This is a genomic window from Agrobacterium cavarae (genome assembly GCF_004310285.1).
Lineage (GTDB): Bacteria > Pseudomonadota > Alphaproteobacteria > Rhizobiales > Rhizobiaceae > Agrobacterium > Agrobacterium cavarae.
Genome location: NZ_SISF01000030.1, coordinates 16,221 through 35,318 on the forward strand (window position 1 = coordinate 16,221; position 19,098 = coordinate 35,318).

At 58.6% G+C, this 19,098-nt stretch carries 17 protein-coding genes; 9 read left to right on the forward strand and 8 right to left on the reverse strand.

Annotation, left to right across the window (positions count from 1 at the left end):
- Positions 1–63: 63 nt before the first annotated feature.
- Entirely contained in the window at positions 64–834 is a 771-nt protein-coding gene (gloB, locus tag EYC79_RS11665; protein WP_130978108.1) for a hydroxyacylglutathione hydrolase, read from the forward strand.
- Positions 834–1,265 (forward strand): cupin domain-containing protein, encoded by a 432-nt coding sequence (locus tag EYC79_RS11670; RefSeq protein ID WP_130978109.1) that lies wholly within the window; start codon positions 834–836, stop codon positions 1,263–1,265. Before gloB ends, EYC79_RS11670 begins: the two co-directional genes overlap by 1 nt.
- Before the next feature lie 11 nt (positions 1,266–1,276).
- On the opposite strand, the gene EYC79_RS11675 is transcribed toward EYC79_RS11670, so the two are convergent.
- On the reverse strand, positions 1,277–2,050 hold the full coding sequence (locus EYC79_RS11675; RefSeq protein WP_062427749.1) for a DUF3108 domain-containing protein: 774 nt from the start codon (positions 2,048–2,050) through the stop codon (positions 1,277–1,279).
- A gap of 250 nt (positions 2,051–2,300) precedes the next feature.
- Between EYC79_RS11675 and rpmB the strand changes: the two genes are divergently transcribed.
- Both rpmB and EYC79_RS11685 read left to right on the forward strand, forming a co-directional pair.
- Positions 2,301–2,591, forward strand: a complete 291-nt coding sequence (gene rpmB / locus EYC79_RS11680) for a 50S ribosomal protein L28 (protein WP_062427600.1) — start codon at positions 2,301–2,303, stop codon at positions 2,589–2,591.
- Positions 2,592–2,782: 191 nt separating this feature from the next.
- Complete coding sequence (locus tag EYC79_RS11685; protein WP_113326569.1) at positions 2,783–3,418, forward strand: queuosine precursor transporter; 636 nt, start codon at positions 2,783–2,785, stop codon at positions 3,416–3,418.
- Positions 3,419–3,521: 103 nt separating this feature from the next.
- Here EYC79_RS11685 and EYC79_RS11690 read toward each other — a convergent pair whose 3' ends face one another.
- Complete coding sequence (locus tag EYC79_RS11690; protein ID WP_280956475.1) at positions 3,522–3,965, reverse strand: FUSC family protein; 444 nt, start codon at positions 3,963–3,965, stop codon at positions 3,522–3,524.
- A 135-nt stretch (positions 3,966–4,100) separates the two neighbouring features.
- Positions 4,101–5,888 carry an aspartate--tRNA ligase gene (gene aspS / locus EYC79_RS11695; protein WP_062445346.1) on the reverse strand — a complete coding sequence of 596 codons (1,788 nt, stop codon included), beginning with the start codon at positions 5,886–5,888 and terminating at the stop codon, positions 4,101–4,103.
- Positions 5,889–6,175: 287 nt separating this feature from the next.
- Here aspS and rnd point away from each other — a divergent pair, with 287 nt between their 5' ends.
- From rnd to EYC79_RS11710, 3 genes are all read left to right on the forward strand, one after another.
- On the forward strand, positions 6,176–7,345 hold the full coding sequence (gene rnd / locus EYC79_RS11700; RefSeq protein ID WP_062600243.1) for a ribonuclease D: 1,170 nt from the start codon (positions 6,176–6,178) through the stop codon (positions 7,343–7,345).
- Positions 7,346–7,521: 176 nt separating this feature from the next.
- Entirely contained in the window at positions 7,522–8,544 is a 1,023-nt protein-coding gene (locus tag EYC79_RS11705; protein WP_111847387.1) for an adenylate/guanylate cyclase domain-containing protein, read from the forward strand.
- A gap of 202 nt (positions 8,545–8,746) precedes the next feature.
- Positions 8,747–10,108, forward strand: a complete 1,362-nt coding sequence (locus EYC79_RS11710) for an esterase-like activity of phytase family protein (RefSeq protein WP_130978111.1) — start codon at positions 8,747–8,749, stop codon at positions 10,106–10,108.
- Between the two features lie 95 nt (positions 10,109–10,203).
- Here the strand turns inward: EYC79_RS11710 and ppx are convergent, their stop codons facing one another.
- From ppx to EYC79_RS11730, 4 genes are all read right to left on the reverse strand, one after another.
- Positions 10,204–11,727: an exopolyphosphatase gene (gene ppx, locus EYC79_RS11715; protein WP_113179973.1), complete on the reverse strand. Its 1,524-nt coding sequence runs from the start codon at positions 11,725–11,727 to the stop codon at positions 10,204–10,206.
- Entirely contained in the window at positions 11,724–13,928 is a 2,205-nt protein-coding gene (locus tag EYC79_RS11720; protein ID WP_062445358.1) for an RNA degradosome polyphosphate kinase, read from the reverse strand. The genes ppx and EYC79_RS11720 overlap by 4 nt, the downstream gene beginning before the upstream one ends.
- A 64-nt stretch (positions 13,929–13,992) precedes the next feature.
- Complete coding sequence (hdaA, locus tag EYC79_RS11725; protein WP_113175874.1) at positions 13,993–14,706, reverse strand: DnaA regulatory inactivator HdaA; 714 nt, start codon at positions 14,704–14,706, stop codon at positions 13,993–13,995.
- Entirely contained in the window at positions 14,706–15,860 is a 1,155-nt protein-coding gene (locus tag EYC79_RS11730) for an AI-2E family transporter (protein WP_130978112.1), read from the reverse strand. The genes hdaA and EYC79_RS11730 overlap by 1 nt, the downstream gene beginning before the upstream one ends.
- Before the next feature lie 234 nt (positions 15,861–16,094).
- Between EYC79_RS11730 and purM the strand changes: the two genes are divergently transcribed.
- Together purM and purN are read left to right on the forward strand one after the other, a co-directional pair.
- A complete protein-coding gene (purM, locus tag EYC79_RS11735; protein WP_062427588.1) occupies positions 16,095–17,168 on the forward strand; it encodes a phosphoribosylformylglycinamidine cyclo-ligase in 1,074 nt (357 codons plus the stop codon).
- Positions 17,165–17,824 (forward strand): phosphoribosylglycinamide formyltransferase, encoded by a 660-nt coding sequence (gene purN, locus EYC79_RS11740; RefSeq protein ID WP_130978113.1) that lies wholly within the window; start codon positions 17,165–17,167, stop codon positions 17,822–17,824. The genes purM and purN overlap by 4 nt, the downstream gene beginning before the upstream one ends.
- Positions 17,825–17,893: 69 nt before the next feature.
- Here purN and EYC79_RS11745 read toward each other — a convergent pair whose 3' ends face one another.
- Positions 17,894–18,832: a phytanoyl-CoA dioxygenase family protein gene (locus EYC79_RS11745; RefSeq protein WP_130978114.1), complete on the reverse strand. Its 939-nt coding sequence runs from the start codon at positions 18,830–18,832 to the stop codon at positions 17,894–17,896.
- Between the last annotated feature and the right edge of the window lie 266 nt (positions 18,833–19,098).

A 19,098-nucleotide genomic window follows, 5' to 3' on the forward strand; every position in this document is an offset into this window, starting at 1 on the left:
ACTTCAAGCACGCGTCACCTAAATAGAGGAGACTGGTTTTGATACGAATAAAGGGAGCGAACCATGAAGCCGCTGGATATCGAGGTCTTTCCGTGCCGAAGCGACAATTTCGGCGTGCTGTTGCATGACAGCGAAAGCGGCACGACGATTTCCATCGACGCCCCCGAGGAAGCGCCGGTTCTCGACGCGCTTAACCGCCGCGGCTGGCAGTTGACCCACATCTTCACCACTCACCACCATCAGGATCATGTGGACGCCAATCTTGCTTTGAAAGAACGTTTCCACTGCGAAATTCGTGGACCGCATGACGAGGCTATCGCCATTCCCGGTCTCGACAAGACCGCAGCCGACGGCGACGAATTCGAGGTTGCCGGACGCCGCGTGCAGATCATCTCAACGCCCGGTCATACCGCAGGACATATCTGCTACTATCTTCCCGATGATGGCCTTCTCTTTGCCGCCGATACGCTGTTTGCCATGGGCTGCGGTCGCCTGTTCGAGCGCCCCGCCGCGGACATGTGGCACTCCTTCCAGAAGCTGATGGCTCTGCCGGTCGAGACGCAGGTCTATTTCGGCCATGAATACACGCTTTCGAATGCGCGCTTCGCGGTCACCGTTGACCCGGAGAATGAGGCATTGACGCGCCGCCTGAGCGAAGTCGAAGCGCTGCGTAACGAAGGCCACTTCACCATTCCAACGACCATTGCGCTCGAGAAACAAACCAACCCCTATATGCGTGTGGCTGACGCTAGCATTCGCACCCATCTTGGTCTGGAAGGTGCGACAGACGAGGATGTCTTTGCCGAGATCAGAGCCCGCAAGGATAAGTTCTGATGGCAGCAGAACCGTCCGCTGCCGCCATTATCGCCGCACTCAATCTCCAGCCGCATCCCGAAGGTGGCTTTTATCGCCAGACATTTCGCGATCCCGATGGAGAAGAGCGAGGCCATTCGACGGCGATCTATTATCTGCTTGAAAAGGGCCAGCGCTCGCACTGGCACAAGGTGATCGATGCGGTGGAAATCTGGCACTACTATGCCGGCGCGCCGCTATCGCTCCATTTGTCCGAAGACGGCAAGAGTGTCACGACCGTGCGACTTGGGCCTGCGGTGCTCGACGGTGAGCAACCGCAGGCGATCGTTCCGGCAAACTGGTGGCAGGCCGCAGAAAGCCTTGGCGATTTCACGCTCGTCGGCTGCACTGTAGCGCCCGGCTTCGTGTTCGACAGTTTCGTCATGGCCGAACCCGGCTGGGAGCCGGGCTAATCCTCGGCCCATCAGCCACCATATTTCGTGGCGGTGATATAGACCTGGCCGACTTTCGTAGGAATGCGGGCATAGACCGGCGCGTAGAGGTCCATATTGTTGGCCTTGGCAAACCACACTTCCATGGAGATCGACTTCAGATATTCGATATCCTTGCGGCCCTTGCGGAAGCCGGATTTCGGCACATAACGCATATTGCAGACAACGGCGTCGCCTGAATACCCATTGGTCTTGAACGGCTTCGTTCCGCTGGAACTCAACACCAGATCAAGACGCGACTCGCCGTCATAGATCGGCAGGCGGCTCGGGCAGATGCGCCCGCCGACCGGGAAGATCAGGCCGGAAATCGGATCAAGCACGGAGCGCAGGTCACGATCCTTCACATCCACCCAATTGTCCGGCCGGGATTTTGGCGCGGGATCGATGGTCGTGGACGTGACATTGCCGTTGCGGTACTGCACATCATAGGTGCGGGTGCGCTTGCCGTCCTTGTAGACCAGCGAATATTCATTGGCCTGCATGCGATTGCCGCGCTTTGCGCCCGACACGGTGGTCTTGCCGGAAATATCCTTCAGCACGCTGGCGATACCTGCGGAACTGAATGAGCCGGAAATCGAATAGGTCGAGCCATTCATCTTCGTCGAGAAGTTGGCGCGCGCGATCGGCAGCACTCCAAGCGCGATGGAATATTCGCTGTCATGGCGCGATTCGGCAGCGAAGGATGGCGTGAGGCCGCAAAGCACCAGCGCTGCGGCGGCAAAAAGTCTTTGTGCATTGACGATCATGAAGATAAACCTCGGCGGCACCAAAAGCCGCGCACTTCCGGCGATCATATACGCGCACTTGTGGCAATAAAAAAGCGGAAGCCACAGCAAAACCGGTGAAATCGCGCACAAAACGGCGCGAGCGGCTTGACTGCACGGGCAGGTCTGACTATAGAACCGCAACTTTCCAATCATCGGCTGTTGGATTGCAAACCGGATTTTGCCGGAGAGCAGACTGATAGCCATACAGTGACAACGAATAGGTGTACCCATGTCCCGTGTATGCGAATTGACCGGCAAGGGCGTCCAGACGGGCAATAACGTCAGCCACGCCAATAACAGAACCAAGCGCCGGTTCCTCCCGAACCTTTGCCAGGTTACTCTGATTTCCGATTCTCTCGGCCAGCGTTTCCGTCTGCGCGTTTCCGCAGCGGCTCTGCGTTCCGTTGAACATCGTGGCGGCCTCGATGCCTTCCTTCTGAAGTCTGACGAAAACGATCTCTCGATGCGCGCCCGTCTGCTGCGTCGCCAGATCGCAAAGAAGACCGCTGAAGCCGCTTAATCGCAGCTCAGACGTCTATCCTTTTCAAAAGGCTTGAATGGCTCTGCCGCTCAAGCCTTTTGTCTATTTTGGGATTGGCTTTTGCCTCGGCATTCGGCTTGCCCACTTCTCACGCAATGCTGCAAGATCTCTGAGACGCTTGCCGCTTGCATATGTTCGCTCCAACTGGTGGCATCACCCAGGATAAAAAAATGCCTTACCTGCGCCAAACGCTTATCTATGTGATCCTGATGACCCTCGTCGTCGTCGCGTCGAATATCCTCGTTCAGTATCCGCTGTCCGGCACGCTGTTCGGCATCAATCTTGGCGATCTGCTGACGTGGGGTGCTTTCACCTATCCTATCGCCTTTCTGGTGACCGATCTGACCAACCGGCAGTTCGGTCCCTCCATTGCGCGCCGTGTCGTGCTGGCAGGCTTTGTCGTCGGCGTCACGCTGTCCTTCTGGACCTCGCTGCCGCGGATCGCGATTGCATCCGGTACCGCCTATCTGATCGGCCAGCTGCTGGATATTTCCGTCTTCAATCGCCTGCGTCGCCAAAGCTGGTGGCGTGCGCCTCTGGCGGGCTCCATGTTCGGCTCCGTGCTGGATACCGCTCTGTTCTTCTCCATCGCCTTTGCAGCGACCTTCGCCTTCATTGGTCCCAACGATGCCTTCGCCATCGAGAACGCGCCGATCCTCGGCATCTTCTCAGCTGAAGCGCCACGCTGGATCTCCTGGGCGCTCGGCGACCTGTCGGTCAAGGTTCTTGTCGGACTCGTCCTCTTGCTGCCCTACGGCGCTCTGATGAACACGCTGAAGCCCATGCCGCCTGCACGCTCAGTCTAAACCGAGCGCCGCTCCATAAGGTCTGAGGTTGCGAAATGAAGCAGTGAAGGCTGATCGCCTCCGCTGCTTTTTGTGGTTTGCAGTCAGCAGCGCCAGAAATACTCTAAAACTTCAACCGCTCACGCAAGAACACGAGCGCGACAATGAGGCCTGTTGAGGCTCCAATCAGCACGTCGAGAAAACGGGCAAGGCCCGCGACCTGCGGCCCCATCAACAGCACCAGCATGGCCGACGCGCCCGCCTGTATCGGCACCACCGGGGCCACGCCGAAGGCGGCGGCGATCATCATGGCGACGAAGGTGGCTGACGCCATCCGGACCGCCGCAAGGTCTGCCGGAATCATCAGAGCAAGCTCGCCCACCAGAATGCCGACGGTAACGCCAACGATCAGGCCTAAACCCTGACGGATCTGGCTTGGGATGCCCGGTGCCAGGCATATCAGCGCGCTGATCGCAGCAAAAACCGGCTGCTGATGGCCGAGCATATGTCGAGAGGCCCAGAACGCAAAAGCGGCAGCTACAGCATCGGCCCGAAAATCATACTCGATTTTCGGAAAAGCACGATGCGTAGATTTTAAGAGATAGAGCGCCGTGCGTCCAACAGGACGCACGGCGCTCTATGGCTGCCGCAAATGCACGGGTGAAGCTGATCTGAGACGCTCGGCGATCTGCCTGAGCATCGATCAGTCCTTCTTGGACGGAACGACGCGCAGAGCCAGTTCGCGAAGCTGTGTCGGCGTTGCCGGCGACGGCGCGTTCATCAGAAGGTCCTGTGCCTGCTGGTTCATCGGGAACAAGGTGATTTCGCGCAGGTTCTTTGCACCGACCAGCAGCATGACCACACGGTCGATACCGAAAGCGCAACCGCCATGTGGAGGCGCGCCGTACTGGAATGCACGGTAGAGGCCGCCGAAGCGCTCTTCCACGTCTGCTTGGCTGAGACCAACCTTTTCGAACGCCTTGACCATCAGTTCAGGCGACTGGTTACGAATGGAGCCCGACGCAATTTCGAAGCCGTTGCAGACGGCGTCATACTGGTAGGCCTTGATCGACAGCGGGTCCTGGCCTTCAAGCGCTTCCATTCCGCCCTGCGGCATGGAGAAGGGGTTGTGGGCAAAGTCGATCTTCTTGTCTTCTTCGTTGTATTCGAAGAAGGGGAAATCGACGATCCAGCAGAGCTCGAAGCGGTCGCGATCGACGAGATTCAGTTCCTCGCCAGCACGGGTGCGGGCCTCTCCTGCAAACTTGTAGAACTTGGCAGGATCGCCAGCCACGAAGAAGCAGGCATCACCAGCTTCGAGACCAAGCTGCGTGCGCAGCGCCTCGGTGCGCTCCTCGCCGATGTTCTTGGCAAGCGGACCGGAGCCTGCGATCTTGCCGTCTTCTTCCTTCCAGAAGATGTAGCCGAGACCTGGCTGGCCCTGGCCCTGCGCCCAGGCATTCATGCGGTCGCAGAACGCGCGGCTGCCGCCGGTCTTGGCGGGAATGGCCCAGACTTCGACCTTCGGGTTCGACGCGATCATATTGGCAAAGACCTTGAAGCCGGAACCGGCGAAATGCTCGGTCACGGCCTGCATGACGATCGGGTTGCGCAGATCCGGCTTGTCGGAACCATATTTGCGGATCGCCTCGTCGTAAGGAATGCGCGGCCATTCTTTCGTGACCGGCTTGCCTTCGGCAAACTGCTCCAGAACCGACGTCATCATCGGCTCCATGGTTGCCCAGACATCTTCCTGCGTCACGAAGCTCATTTCCACGTCGAGCTGGTAGAATTCGCCCGGCAGACGGTCAGCACGCGGGTCTTCATCGCGGAAGCACGGCGCAATCTGGAAGTAGCGGTCGAAACCGGCAACCATCAGAAGCTGCTTGTATTGCTGCGGGGCCTGCGGAAGGGCAAAGAACTTGCCCTCGTGGATACGGCTCGGCACGAGAAAGTCGCGCGCGCCTTCCGGAGAAGAGGCCGTCAGGATCGGTGTCGTATATTCGGCGAAGCCAGCTTCGGCCATGCCGTTGCGCATGGCGGAGATGATCTGCGTGCGCTTTACGATGTTCTTGTGCAGCGTCTCGCGGCGGAGATCGAGGAAGCGATACTTCAGGCGAACGTCTTCCGGATAGTCCGGCTCGCCGAAGACTGGCAGCGGCAATTCCTTCGCAACGCCCAGCACTTCGATCTCTTGGGCGTAAAGCTCGATCTCACCGGTTGCCATCGCCTTGTTGACGGTGTCTTCCGAACGCGCCTTGACCTTGCCGTCGATGCGGATCACCCATTCGCCGCGCACCGTTTCAGCTGCCTTGAAAGCCGGGCTGTCTGGATCGGCAACCACCTGGGTAATGCCGTAATGATCGCGAAGGTCGATGAAGAGAACGCCGCCATGGTCTCGAACGCGATGCACCCAACCGGAAAGACGAACGGTCTCGCCGACATGAGACTTGCGAAGAGCGGCACAGGTGTGGCTGCGGTAGCGATGCATGATTGTATCCTGAAGAAGCGTGTCATGGCCTCGGGGGCCGACTTACGAAATTTGGCGGAAAAGCGCATGGCTGAACCGATTTGTCAAGGAAAAGCGCCATGCGCGAGGCTTTGCCGTCTAGCCTGGAAATTCTCGCGAAACTCGAAAGAGAGCCGGATCAAGGAGAAAATGCAGAAGAAGATCGACAATTGGAGGGTCAAAGCGCTCAGTAAAGCGGCCTCTCATATTGACATGTGGCCCCCAAAGAGAAAGTAAGACGGAGTGTTTTCCAGGACTGGCCGAACGTAATGATTGAAACGACTGCAGCACTCGCCGACGCCTGCAAGGAGCTGGCGAAATCGGAATTCGTCACCATCGATACGGAGTTTCTCCGCGAAACAACCTTCTGGCCGCAGCTCTGTCTCGTCCAGATGGCAAGCCCCACGCTCGAAGTGCTGGTGGACCCAATGGCGAAGGGTATTGATCTGACGCCGCTCTTCGAACTGATGGCGGATGCGAATGTCGTAAAAGTCTTCCACGCTGCCCGTCAGGATATCGAAATCATCCATCACCTCGGCGGGCTCATCCCCCACCCGATCTTCGACACCCAGGTTGCAGCCATGGTCTGCGGCTTCGGCGATTCGATCTCCTACGATCAGCTGGTGCAGAAGACCAAGAACGTCCAGATCGACAAGTCATCCCGCTTTACCGATTGGAGCCACCGTCCGCTCTCGGAAAAGCAACTGGATTATGCGCTGGCGGACGTCACCCATCTTCGCGATGTCTATCTGGCGCTGAAGGCGCAGCTTGAGCGTGAAGGCCGTTCGTCGTGGCTCAAGGAAGAGATGGATATCCTTGAGGCGCGTGAGACCTATGACATGCATCCCGACGATGCATGGCTGCGATTGAAGTCGCGCCTTCGCAAACCGACCGAACTTGCCATCCTGAAATTCGTCGCCGCCTGGAGAGAGCGCGAGGCGCGCTCGCGCAACGTTCCGCGTTCGCGCGTGCTGAAGGACGACGCGATTTTCGAAATCGCTCAGCAGCAGCCGAAGGACGCGGAAGCGCTATCGCGCCTGCGCACCATCCCGAAAGGTTGGGAACGCTCCACCTCCGGCGCGGCGATCATCGAGACGGTCAATGCAGCGCTCGCCCTTCCCAAGGCCGACATGCCGCAGGCGCCCCGCCACAGCCATTCTCCCGAAGGCTCTGGTGCCGCGGTAGAGTTGTTGAAGGTGCTTTTGAAGTTGACGGCGGATAAGCACGGCGTCGCTGCCAAGGTAATCGCCAATAGCGACGACCTCGACAAGATCGCCTCTGAAGGCGAGAAGGCCGAGGTTCAGGCGCTTTCCGGCTGGCGGCGCGAACTCTTCGGTGAACCTGCTTTGAAGCTCATCCGTGGTGAAGTCGCGCTTCGCTTTGCAGGCAAGAAAGTCGAGGCCGTCGAAATGCCAGCCCAGGATCAGGCCACCGAATAAGTCATCGGTAAAAACCGGGGTCGTGCAAAACTGCCACAACTGCGCCTCTTCCTGAGTGATCGCTTAAACATCCCTTTTGGCGGCACCTGATCCGCATTATTATCCCGCACCGGGAGGAATCGACCTGCTCACTTGGGAGGAAGTGGCACCCCTATCCCCTCAATTAAGGGCAGACGATGAGAAAAATTCTGGCGATGCTGGACTATGTCGTGCTGTTTCTGGCGGTTGCCGGAAGCGGCGTGGTCTATGCATTCCTCGAATATGGCGGCGGTGCATTCATCGGGGCAACCTACGCCCTGTTTGCTTGCGCGCCGATCCTTGCCTTCGAGCGTGGCCATATCCTGCCCGGCCTGTCGAAGAAGATCAGCATGCTGCCAACGCCCGCCTATATCGCGGTCGGCATGGTCGTTTATGTCATTCTCGTCTTTTGTGGCTTCGGTCTCGGCGGTACCATCCTCTGGGCCACCGGCGTTCTTCCCACGAGCTGGGCGCGCGCGGTGCATGCGGAACTGCAGACCATGGTGTTTACGCTCGGCGTGTGCGCCATCATCGTCTTCATCATGCGCGTGCGTGAGCTTTTGGGGCGCGATATTTTCATCGATCTCATCCTGGGGCGCTATCGCAGGCCGGTCAGCGAAGAGCGCGTGTTCCTCTTCATCGATCTCGTCGGCTCCACATCCTTTGCCGAAACCCATGGCGATCTCAAAGCCCAGGAATTTCTGGGCGCGCTCTTTTCCGCCTATGCCGCTCCGGTCAGAAAGCATGGCGGGATCATCGACGACTATATCGGCGATGCGGCCATCATCACCTGGCCCTATCATCTCGCGATCCGGCGTGCCGCCTGCATCAACTGCGTCTTCGACATTCTTTCGGAAATCGAAAGCAGCCGTGCCACCTGGATCACCAGTTTCGGCACTGTCCCGAAGCTCCGCTTTGCCATTCACGGCGGGCCGGTGATCACGGCAGAAATCGGCGTCGATCATCACAAGATCACCTATTTCGGCGATACGGTAAACACGACGGCGCGGCTGGAATCACTGAGCAAGATGCTCGGCCACCCCATTCTGATCTCGTCCGACCTCGCCCATCAACTTCTGCTGCCCAAGGGCATCAGGAGCCAGTATCTCGGCGAACACGCCGTCAAGGGTCGCGGCCAGACGCTCGGCGTTTGCGCGCTCAGCCGCCAGCCGGCCTTGTAAAAGAACACCGTCATCAAAGCTTCAAAGCGGTTTTGCGCGCCTGTCACAAAGCCCGCCTATCGGTCCATTGCTCCTCTACAGCATCGGCCCGAAAATCGGAATCGATTTTCGGAAAGCACGATGCGTAGATCCAAAAAGTTAGAGCGTCCTTTGTGCGTCCTAAAGGACGCAAGGCGCTCTATGCAACAGACAGGTATGTTCCATGAAAAAAATCCTGCTTTCTTCCGCTGTTTTCCTCACGCTCGGCACCCTTCACGCGATTGCCGCTGAGAAGGAGTTTCCGGCAAAGCTCGTCTCTCAAGCAGTTTTGCCAGCCAACACCATCATCCCGGCACCGGCGGATGCACCGGACTTTTTGAAAAGCGCAGGTAAGTTCACTACAGCCGACCGCAAGCGTGCCGAAGGCATCGGCACCGTGCCCGGCAAAGATGGCGTCCGCCCCACCGGCCTCTCCATGCCGTTTAATGGCCAGGCAATGCAGGGCTTTTCCGGCATTAAGGCTATGGAAGACGGCACCTTCTGGAGCCTGTCAGACAACGGCTTCGGCTCGAAGCTGAACTCCAGCGACGCCATGTTGATGCTGCACCATTTGAAGTTCGATTGGGATGCCGGCAAGGTCAACGCTATCGAGACGGTCTTCCTGTCCGATCCCGACAAGAAGGCTCCCTTCCCGATCGTCATGGAAGGCTCGGACAAGCGCTATCTGACCGGCGCGGACTTCGACGTGGAATCGATCCAGCCGGTTGCAGACGGCTTCTGGGTCGGCGAAGAATTCGGCCCTTACATTCTGAAGTTCAGCCGCGACGGCAAGCTGACGGATGTGATTGCGACCAAGGCCGGCGAGAGCGAGGTCAAGTCTCCAGACAATCCCACGCTGACCCTTCCCGGCAATCCCACCCAGAAGCTGCCCGCCTTCAACCTGAAGCGCTCCGGTGGTTTCGAGGGCATGGCGCTCTCCAAGGATGGCACAAAGCTCTACGGCCTGCTGGAAGGCCCGCTCTACACCGCAGATGGTCAGGTCGAAAAGACGCAAGACGGTGCGACGGGCCTGCGTATCATCGAACTCGACGTTGCCTCCAAGGCATGGACGGGCCGGACCTGGCTCTATCCGCTGGCAGAAGGCGGCGAGGCGATCGGCGACTTCAACATGCTGGACGACAGCACTGCGCTGGTGATCGAACGCGACAACGGCGCCGGCACGGCAGACAAGGCCTGCGCCGACCCGAAGAAACCGGAGGCCAACTGCTTTGCAGTTCCTGCCAAGGTGAAGCGCATCTACAAGATCGAGTTCAACGATGCGAATGTCGGCAAGGCTGCCCGCAAGATCGGCTATATCGACCTGATGAAGATTGCTGATCCCGACAAGAAGGCCCGTCAGGGTTCTGAAAACGGCATCTACACGATGCCGTTCGTCACCATTGAAAATGTCGACCGTGTCGATGCCAGCCACATCATCGTCGGCAACGACAACAACCTGCCCTTCTCGGCCGGCCGTGCGCTGGACAAGGCAGACGACAACGAGTTCGTCATCCTCGATGTGAAAGATCTGCTGGACGCAAAGTGATGCAAAGGAGCGTCGCCGTCTCGGCGGCGCTCTTTCCACCACGGCTGGATTATGATCCGTTACTCAACCAAATGACTGGGTCGGCGGTCTCAGACTTATTCGAAAATGAAAGCCAGCCGCTTGCCCGTGAGCTTCGCCAGTTGCTGCAGGCGTCCCTCAAGACGTTCGCCGGCAAAATCGCAGTACTCATGCGGTACCACGAATTCCAGATCGAGATCGGGATTCTCCGACACTCGGAAACGCAAGTGGTCAACGACGCCCGGCATGGAAGCCGAGAAAAGATAGACGACGCGCAGCAGTCCACCGAGAAGCTTTGCAAGTTCGAGCAGGCGGGGCCCGGCCATGTCGGCGAGCGACTGGGTGGTGCCGTTATCGTTCAGGCCTTCGAAGCGGTAGTAATTGGCAAGGGCGATGAAGGCGCGGCCTGGATGGGTGATCGAAACAAAGGATGAGTGGGCAATGACGTTCAGTGCCTGGAGCCCGCGGTAATCCGGATGGGCGCGCCAGCTGATATCTGCCAGGAGACAGGCCGCCTGTCGGTAGCGCCGCTCTTCTTCCGTTTCATCGATACCGAAAACTGGCACGGTTCTGCCGGTCCAATCCGCCAGCTCGCGCGCATGCTCGGGAGACCGGGCGCGCAGAACCGCCAGTTCATCGGCAGCAACCAGCAGCGGATCGGCAGCTTTGTCCGTCTCTGATAGCAGCGAATAGAGATAGCCCTCACGCACGCCTTGGGCCGAAAAAGCAATCTTTGCCGGCTTCATCACCTCGAGAACTTCGCGCATGGCAATCGCGCCGAAGGGAAGAAGCGACCGGCGGTTCTTGGAGACAGCCTGCCACGCCGGGTCCTTGCTGTCCTTCGAGGCAATGACCTCGTTCAGGAAGTTCAGTATCTCCTGCAGAGGAAGCTCATAGCCCTGCATCATATGCAGCGGATAATGGGTGATCTCCATATGGAGCTTGGCGATGTTGCGCCATGTGCCGCCGACGGCATAGAAGGTCCGGCCTTCCCCTGCTGACAGCAAAGCGGCGCTCTTCTTGACCTGCTTTTTGGCAAAAGCCGTGGCCTTTTCGAGCGAACCGCCTGCCTGTTCGGAGAGCCTCAAGCCGCCGAGCGGAAGAGTGATGCCCTTGCCGCAGGCATTGCCCTTGATATCGATCAGTTCAAGAGATCCGCCGCCCAAGTCGCCGGCAATGCCATCGGGGTCGTGGAAACCGCCAATGACGCCGTAAGCCGAGTAAAGTGCCTCGCGCTCGCCGGAAAGAACCTCGATCTCGCAACCGAGGATCGCTTCCGCATCGCGAATGAAGTCCGGACCATTTTCGGCTTCGCGTGCTGCTGCGGTGGCCAGCACATGCACCTGGGTGGCCTGTGCCTGATCGGACAGTGCCCGGAAACGGCGCAGGGTCATCAGCGCTCGCCGCACCCCTTCTTCGTCCATCCGCCCGGTCAGGGCCAGCCCTTTGCCAAGGCCGCAAAGAACCTTTTCGTTGAACAGCACCACAGGCGCGCGCGAGAGACCTTCATAAACGACAAGGCGAACCGAGTTCGAACCGATGTCGATGACGGAAACGGGGGCATGGCCGACGAGCCGCCCCTGTGCTTCTGATCGTGTCATTCAGCCTGTTTCTTGCGGGAAGAAATCAACCCGGCAATCAGTTTTGGCGCACTGGATTTCAAAGCTTCACCACGTCCGGACAGGCTGGGATTGGTCATGAAATAGTGCTGCGCGTTGAACGGTTCCTCGCCCTTGCGCACTTCGATACGCCTGGACGTTCCGTCGGGAAGTATCTCGTAGCTTTGCTGGTTGTCAATGAGATTGCCGAGCATGATCTGTGAAAGAACCTGCTCATGCACAGTCGGATTGACGAGCGGCACAAGGGTTTCGACACGGCGATCAAGGTTTCTCGGCATCATGTCGGCAGAGCCGATATAGACCAGCGCCTTGTCCGATGGCAGGCCGTGACCATTGCCGAAGCAGAAGATGCGGCTGTGTTCCAAGAAGCGACCGACGATCGATTTGACGCGGATATTATCCGAAAGTCCCGGCACCTGCGGGCGAAGGCAGCAGATGCCGCGCACCACAAGATCGATTTCCACGCCTGCGGCACTGGCGCGATAAAGCGCGTCGATGATCTCCGGATCGACCAGAGAATTCATCTTCATCCAGATCGCAGCCGGCGCGCCATTCTTGGCGTGCTCGATTTCATCATTGATGTGCTTGAGGATGCGCGGACGCAGCGTATAGGGCGAGACCGCCAGCTTCATGCCTTCTTCCGGCTCGCCATAGCCGGTGATGAAGTTAAAGATATTGGCCATGTCATGGGCAATCTTCGGATTGCAGGTGAAGAACGAAAGGTCGGTATAAATCTTCGCCGTGACGGGGTGGTAGTTGCCGGTACCAAGATGGCAGTAGGTGCGCAACTTGCCATCTTCACGGCGCACGACCATCGACATCTTCGCGTGGGTCTTGAGTTCGATGAAGCCGAACACGACCTGCACGCCAGCACGCTCAAGGTCGCGCGCCCAGCGGATGTTGGCTTCTTCATCGAAGCGGGCCTTGAGCTCGACCAGTGCCGTCACCGACTTTCCAAGCTCGGCGGCATCGATCAGCGCGCGGACGATCGGGCTGTCATTGGAGGTTCGGTAAAGCGTCTGCTTGATCGCCAGAACGTCGGGATCGCGGGCGGCCTGAATCAGGAACTGCACGACGACGTCGAAGCTTTCATATGGATGGTGAACCACCATGTCCTTTTCGCGAATGGCGGCAAGGCAGTCGCCCATATGTTCGCGAACGCGCTCCGGGAAGCGGGCATTATAGGCTTCGAACTTGAGGTCTTCTCTCGGCGCCTTGGCGAGTTCCGAAATGGTGTTGAGCGCCAAAAGACCAGGAAGAACCGCCACACGATTTTCCGGCACGTCGAGCTCGTGAACCACGAACTGGCGCAAGGAATGCGGCATTTCACTGTCAGTCTCGATGCGTATCACCGAGCCGCGACGACGGCGTTTCAGAGCGCTTTCGAAGTAGCGCACCAGATCTTCCGCCTCTTCCTCCAGCTCGATATCGCTGTCACGGATGATGCGGAAGGTGCCGAAGCCCCGAACGGTGTATCCCGGATAGAGCCTGTGGATGAAGAGACCGACCGAATCTTCCAGTGTGATGTAGCGGATCGCGGTCTTGTCGTCGGGCAGGCGAATGAAGCGGTCGAGCGCCGTCGGAAGACGCAGCAGCGCCGTCATCGGCTCGCGTCCATTGACGCTGTCCAGCTGCAGACCCATCGAGAAACCGAGATTGGGAATGAACGGGAAAGGATGCGCCGGATCGATGGAGAGCGGCGTCAGAACAGGGAAAATCCGTTCCTCGAACTCGTTCTCAAGCCAGGTGCGGTCCTCGTCCGAAAGCGCGCCCGGACGAACAATGTAGATATCTTCCTTGGCGAGATACTGCTGCAGAACGGCAAGCGAAGCCTGCTGCTCCATCTGGAGATTGTCGATTTCCTTGAGAATATCTTCAAGCTGCTCGGCGGGCGTCCTGCCATCCGGTGTCTTGATGGTGACGGACTGGCGTACCTGGCCTTCCAGGCCGGCAACGCGCACCATGAAGAATTCATCCAGGTTGGCGGCGGAAATGGACAGGAAGCGCAGTCGTTCCAGAAGCGGGTGCGCCGGGTTCAGCGTCTCTTCCAGCACGCGGCGGTTGAACTGCAGCCAGGAGAATTCGCGGTTCACAAATCGAGTGGGGCTGTCCCAGAGATTTTCAACCTCCGCTGCCTGTGCCGATTGACCGCCTGCCAATTCTTCCTGTACCGCCGAATCCATCAAGTCGCCCACCCTTTGTCAGTTTCCATGCCCGTATAACAGTTTGACGACGGAACTATGACAGTCAATCGTCCTGCGAAGCGGCACCCAATTCATTCAGCACCTCGGCCGCGAGCGCCCGACTGATGCGCGTCCCACGCGAAAGTGCCAGACGATCCAGCCGTTCCACGATGATCTGCGCCGTGTCCAGCGAACGCTCCATTCTGGCCACGATATAGCTGACAAGTTTGTCATCCATGTAAAGCTGCCGGTCGGCGAAGAGCTTCATCAGCACCTGCGCCAGAAGGTCCTCGTCCGGCTCGCCGATCTCCACCACCGTCGCCGCTTTCAAGCGCGAACGCAGATCCGGAAGCGTGACAGGCCACGCCGCAGGCCATTGCCGTGTCGTGATCAAAAGCGAAGTCCCGTTTTCACGCACGCTGTTGATAACATGGAAAAGCTCGGTGTCGTCGAATCCAACGCGATCGGCATCTTCGAAAAGAACCGACCCTTGCTCGGCAGCACGTGCGGCATCAGATCCCTTCTCAGGTTTGATCTCGACGGCACCGCTGGTGTTCCTCCAGATCGCAGCGAGATGCGACTTGCCCGATCCTGGCGGACCAGCCAGAATGACGACCGGAGACGGCCATTTCGGCCATTCGTCCACAATGCTGACCGCCGCGTCCAGCGGAGCGGCCACCAGCAAATCGTCACGGCCCGTCGCGCTGCTATGGGAGAAGGCAAGCGGCAACTGTTCGGCCTTTGGCCGGAACGGACCGGGCTTATCATTCTCGTTCATCAATCAGCTCTGGAGTCGATCTGCGCATCGATCTTCTGCGGTGGCACGATGTCGGGTTGCCACGGCAGATTGGCGGCGCGACCATGATAGAGATCGCTTTCCAGATATCGCGACAACGCGAAGCGAACCAGAACACCAACCGCGGCCGCGGCCGGCACAGCAACCAACAGGCCGACAAAGCCGAATAGCGCACCGAAGGCAAACAGCGCGAACATCAGCCAGACAGGGTGCAGGCCGACGCTGCTACCGACGAGCTTCGGCTGAAGGATATTGCCCTCGATGAACTGACCGGAGAAGAACACCGCCAGCGTCAGGATCACGTAGATATAGTCCGGCCAGAACTGGACGAGCGCAATCCCGATGGCAAGGACCAGACCTACCATCGAGCCGATATAGGGGATGAAGCTGATGGCACCGGCAAACATGCCGATGAGAAGGCCGAAGTTGAGGCCGACGAGCGAGAGTCCGACCGCGTAATAGACGCCGAGAATGATGCAAAGCGAGCCTTGGCCGCGGATGAAGCCGGCAATGGTCGCATCCATGTCACGCGCGATCTGGCGAACCGTCGCGACATGATCGCGCGGCACCCAGCTGTCGACCTTGTCGATCATCCGATCCCAGTCCAGGAGCAGATAGAAGGCGACAACCGGGGTGACGACAAGAAGCGAAATCACATCGATCAGCGACTTGCCGGAATTCCAGATCTGCGTCAGCAAGGTGCCGATAAAGCCTGCCCCTTCGGCGAGAAGCTTGGAGAAGTTCTCCTTCACCGTGTCGATCTGGGCGCTGACCCAGGCGGGCAGCAGGTTGGTATCCGCTCCGGCAATCAGATTCTGCAGCGACGAGATGTAGGACGGAATGCGGGTGATGAAGTCCGACGCCTGCGCGGCGATCAACGGAATGATGATGATCAACGATAGCGCGAACAGGAGCACGAAGGAAATCAGGATGAAGATGCTCGCCATCATGCGGCTTAAGCCCCAGCGCTCCAGCCAGTCGGCCACAGGATCGAGGAAATAGGCAAGCGCCATGCCTGCAACGAAGGGCAGCAGAATCGAGCTGAACACCATCAGGAAGACGACGAAGACGACAAGCGCGCCCAGCCAGAAGAATATCTGGCGTCTTAGATTGATGCCTCTGATGTGTGGCTGCATCTCATTTCCCTTCGCGGCACGTGACGCCTCATAACGCACTGCAACGAGATAGGATGCGCTGCTAGGAGAGGTCAAGGGTTGCGGCAGGTGGTCAGACACCTCAACAGCGCATTGCTCAATGCTCTGCCGCGGGTAAAATGGTACGAAAATCGGGGGCCGCAACGCTCTTACACTTGCATCAGCACCCATCTCATGCGAATGGCGAGCCCAAGAAAACCAGCGGAGACGAGAGCCATGAGCCAGTCGGGCAAGAACGGTCTTACCTACAGCGATGCAGGCGTGGATATCGATGCCGGAAACCTGATGGTCGAGAAGATCAAGCCAGCCGTTCGCTCCACCCGCCGCCCCGGTGCGGATGGCGAAATCGGCGGCTTCGGTGGCCTGTTCGACCTAAAAGCCGCAGGCTTCACCGATCCGGTTCTGGTTGCCGCCAATGATGGCGTCGGCACCAAGCTGAAGATCGCGATCGACGCCAACTTCCACGACACCGTCGGTATCGACCTTGTTGCCATGTGCGTCAACGATCTGGTCGTCCAAGGTGCAGAACCTCTCTTCTTCCTCGACTATTTTGCCACGGGAAAGCTCGATCCGGATCAGGGTGCAGCCATCGTCAACGGCATTGCCGCGGGTTGCCTGGAATCCGGTTGCGCGCTGATCGGTGGCGAGACGGCTGAAATGCCGGGCATGTATTCCGACGGCGACTATGATCTTGCTGGCTTTGCCGTTGGCGCTGCCGAACGAGGCCAGCTTCTGCCGGCAGGCGACATTGCCGAGGGCGACGTGATCCTCGGTCTTTCTTCGTCGGGCGTCCACTCCAATGGTTTCTCGCTGGTGCGCAAGATCGTGTCGCTCTCCGGCCTCGGCTGGGACGCGCCAGCACCCTTCGCAGACGGCAAGAAGCTCGGCGAAGCGCTGCTGACGCCAACCCGCATCTATGTGAAACCGCTCTTGAAGGCGATCCGCGAGACGGGTGCGTTGAAAGCACTCGCTCATATCACCGGCGGCGGTTTTCCTGAAAATATTCCGCGCGTGCTGCCGAAGCATCTGGCTGCAGAAATCGATCTCGAATCCATCGAGGTGCCTGCGGTATTCTCCTGGCTTGCAAAGACCGGCGGCGTTGCGGCAAACGAGATGCTCCGCACCTTCAACTGCGGCGTCGGCATGATCGTCGTCGTCTCCGCAGAGAATGCCAAGGTCGTCACAGACGCCTTGACGGCGCAAGGCGAGACCGTGTTCCCACTGGGGCGCATGGTTGCCCGTGAAGAGGGCGCGCATGGTACGATCTACAAGGGCACGCTCGCACTATGAGCCACAGCGCTCCCCGCAAGCGCGTCGTCGTCTTCATCTCAGGCGGCGGCTCCAACATGGTGGCGCTGGCGCAAGCCTGCCGTGAGCCGAATTTTCCCGCAGAGGTCGCTTGCGTCATCTCCGACAAGCCGACGGCCGGCGGGCTTACCAAGGCGCAAGGCTTTGGCATTCCGACGCTGGTCTTCGAGCGCAAGAATTATGCGAGCAAGGGTGAGCATGAAGCTGCAATCCTCGCAGCACTCGGAGAACTCGCGCCCGATATCATCTGCCTTGCGGGCTATATGCGCCTGATCTCTGGCGAGTTCATCGCGCCCTATGAGGGACGCATCATCAACATCCACCCCTCGCTTCTGCCACTCTTCCCCGGCCTCCACACCCATCAGCGCGCCATCGAAAGCGGCATGAAGATCACCGGCTGTACCGTGCATTTTGTCACCGAAGGCATGGATGAAGGCCCGATCATCGGCCAGGCCGCCGTTCCTGTTACCGCTGGCGACACGGCCGACAGCCTTGCCGCCCGTGTGCTTACCGTCGAGCACAAGCTCTATCCGCTTGCCCTCCGTTTGCTGGCGGAAGACAAGGTGCGGATGGACGGCGGGAAGGTCGTCCGGAACTCGGACGTCAGTTCCGAACTCCAATCGCTTGTTTCGATCTAATCCAGGACGCTAATCTACAATCCTGATGATCGGGTCGCCATCCTGTATGACGACGACGCTGCATCATCATCACCAGCGTTTCAGCCCGAGAAGCTTCTCCCCAAGGGGATTGAGTTCTGCGGTCTCCGCATTGTGCTTTTCCCACTCGCGAGGATCGCCGGGAAAAGCATCGCGGCGCGGATGATCGCGTTCTTTCCATAGCCGAATGCGCTCCTGGCGCTCAGCCTCGTTGTCGAACTCGGCGGGATGCATCGAGATATATTGCGCCATGCGCACACGATGATCGGAATGGTTCGGTCTGACGCCGTGCGCCAGCAGCGAGTTGAAGATCATCAAGTCACCCGGCTCCATATCGATATTGACGATGGAAAGACCGGCCATGTCCGGATGCATCGGATCACGATCGTCGGGCTGCGTTTTCACCCATTCGTCAAAGTGCTCGAAAAGATACGGCACGCATTGGAAGCCGCCGACGTCGCCATCTTGCTTCTGCAGGCTCAACACACCCTGTACGCCAATTGGCAATGGCCGAATGGAGGTATCGACATCCCAATGGATGAAGCCGTTCGGATTGCCCTTCACCTTCTTCGGCGGATTGAGATTGGCGCGATCGATAGTGACCCAAAGGTCCTCCCGATCCCAGATATCGACGAAGATATCGTAGACACGCTGCTCCATCCGATTGTCCCAGAGGTATTGGTGATTATAGATTTCCAGCATGCCTGTGTTGTTGAGTTCCTTCATCTTGTGTTCGCGTCGCTGCGGCGCGTACCATGTGGACGGGTCCATCGGGTCTTTCTCGTCAAAGCGCCAAAGGAGATCCACAAGCCGCTCTACATTGACCGCGGGCACTGCCTGACGGACAATGATGTAGCCATTCGTGATCCAGTGCTCCCAATCGGCCTTGGACAGAACCCGCAGCGGCAATGTCTTGCTGATCTCCTTGAGTTGCGTCGTGGCATTCGTCGTCGGGTGGCTGTCCCGTTTCATTGCGGCGGTGGATTGCATGTTCGTCTCCCATCGAAATCTCCCTGAACACCAAGGCGATGGGAAAAGAGTAGCCGACGCGACGCCTTCATGTTGTCGAAGGCTGGCAATTTCTGATACTATTCTGGCGTCCACAGCTCTCGGAATGCGCGATGCGATCTTATCTCGAACATCTTACCGTGTCTCCTGGGTGTTCATAGAGCCGGCTGAACAGGCGCCTTGAAGATGAAATTCCATTCGAATGGCATCACCATCCCGAATTCGAACTGACACTGACGCTCAACTCG

Bases quoted from the DNA above. Each gene is read 5' to 3' on its own strand.
- rpmB (WP_062427600.1), top strand. From the start codon at position 2,301: ATGTCCCGTGTATGCGAATTGACCGGCAAGGGCGTCCAGACGGGCAAT.
- gloB (WP_130978108.1), top strand. From the start codon at position 64: ATGAAGCCGCTGGATATCGAGGTCTTTCCGTGCCGAAGCGACAATTTC.
- purN (WP_130978113.1), top strand. From the start codon at position 17,165: ATGAGCCACAGCGCTCCCCGCAAGCGCGTCGTCGTCTTCATCTCAGGC.
- rnd (WP_062600243.1), top strand. From the start codon at position 6,176: ATGATTGAAACGACTGCAGCACTCGCCGACGCCTGCAAGGAGCTGGCG.
- EYC79_RS11710 (WP_130978111.1), top strand. From the start codon at position 8,747: ATGAAAAAAATCCTGCTTTCTTCCGCTGTTTTCCTCACGCTCGGCACC.
- aspS (WP_062445346.1), bottom strand. From the start codon at position 5,888: ATGCATCGCTACCGCAGCCACACCTGTGCCGCTCTTCGCAAGTCTCAT.
- EYC79_RS11745 (WP_130978114.1), bottom strand. From the start codon at position 18,832: ATGCAATCCACCGCCGCAATGAAACGGGACAGCCACCCGACGACGAAT.
- hdaA (WP_113175874.1), bottom strand. From the start codon at position 14,706: ATGAACGAGAATGATAAGCCCGGTCCGTTCCGGCCAAAGGCCGAACAG.
- EYC79_RS11720 (WP_062445358.1), bottom strand. From the start codon at position 13,928: ATGGATTCGGCGGTACAGGAAGAATTGGCAGGCGGTCAATCGGCACAG.
- EYC79_RS11705 (WP_111847387.1), top strand. From the start codon at position 7,522: ATGAGAAAAATTCTGGCGATGCTGGACTATGTCGTGCTGTTTCTGGCG.
- EYC79_RS11670 (WP_130978109.1), top strand. From the start codon at position 834: ATGGCAGCAGAACCGTCCGCTGCCGCCATTATCGCCGCACTCAATCTC.
- purM (WP_062427588.1), top strand. From the start codon at position 16,095: ATGAGCCAGTCGGGCAAGAACGGTCTTACCTACAGCGATGCAGGCGTG.
- ppx (WP_113179973.1), bottom strand. From the start codon at position 11,727: ATGACACGATCAGAAGCACAGGGGCGGCTCGTCGGCCATGCCCCCGTT.
- EYC79_RS11675 (WP_062427749.1), bottom strand. From the start codon at position 2,050: ATGATCGTCAATGCACAAAGACTTTTTGCCGCCGCAGCGCTGGTGCTT.
- EYC79_RS11685 (WP_113326569.1), top strand. From the start codon at position 2,783: ATGCCTTACCTGCGCCAAACGCTTATCTATGTGATCCTGATGACCCTC.
- EYC79_RS11730 (WP_130978112.1), bottom strand. From the start codon at position 15,860: ATGCAGCCACACATCAGAGGCATCAATCTAAGACGCCAGATATTCTTC.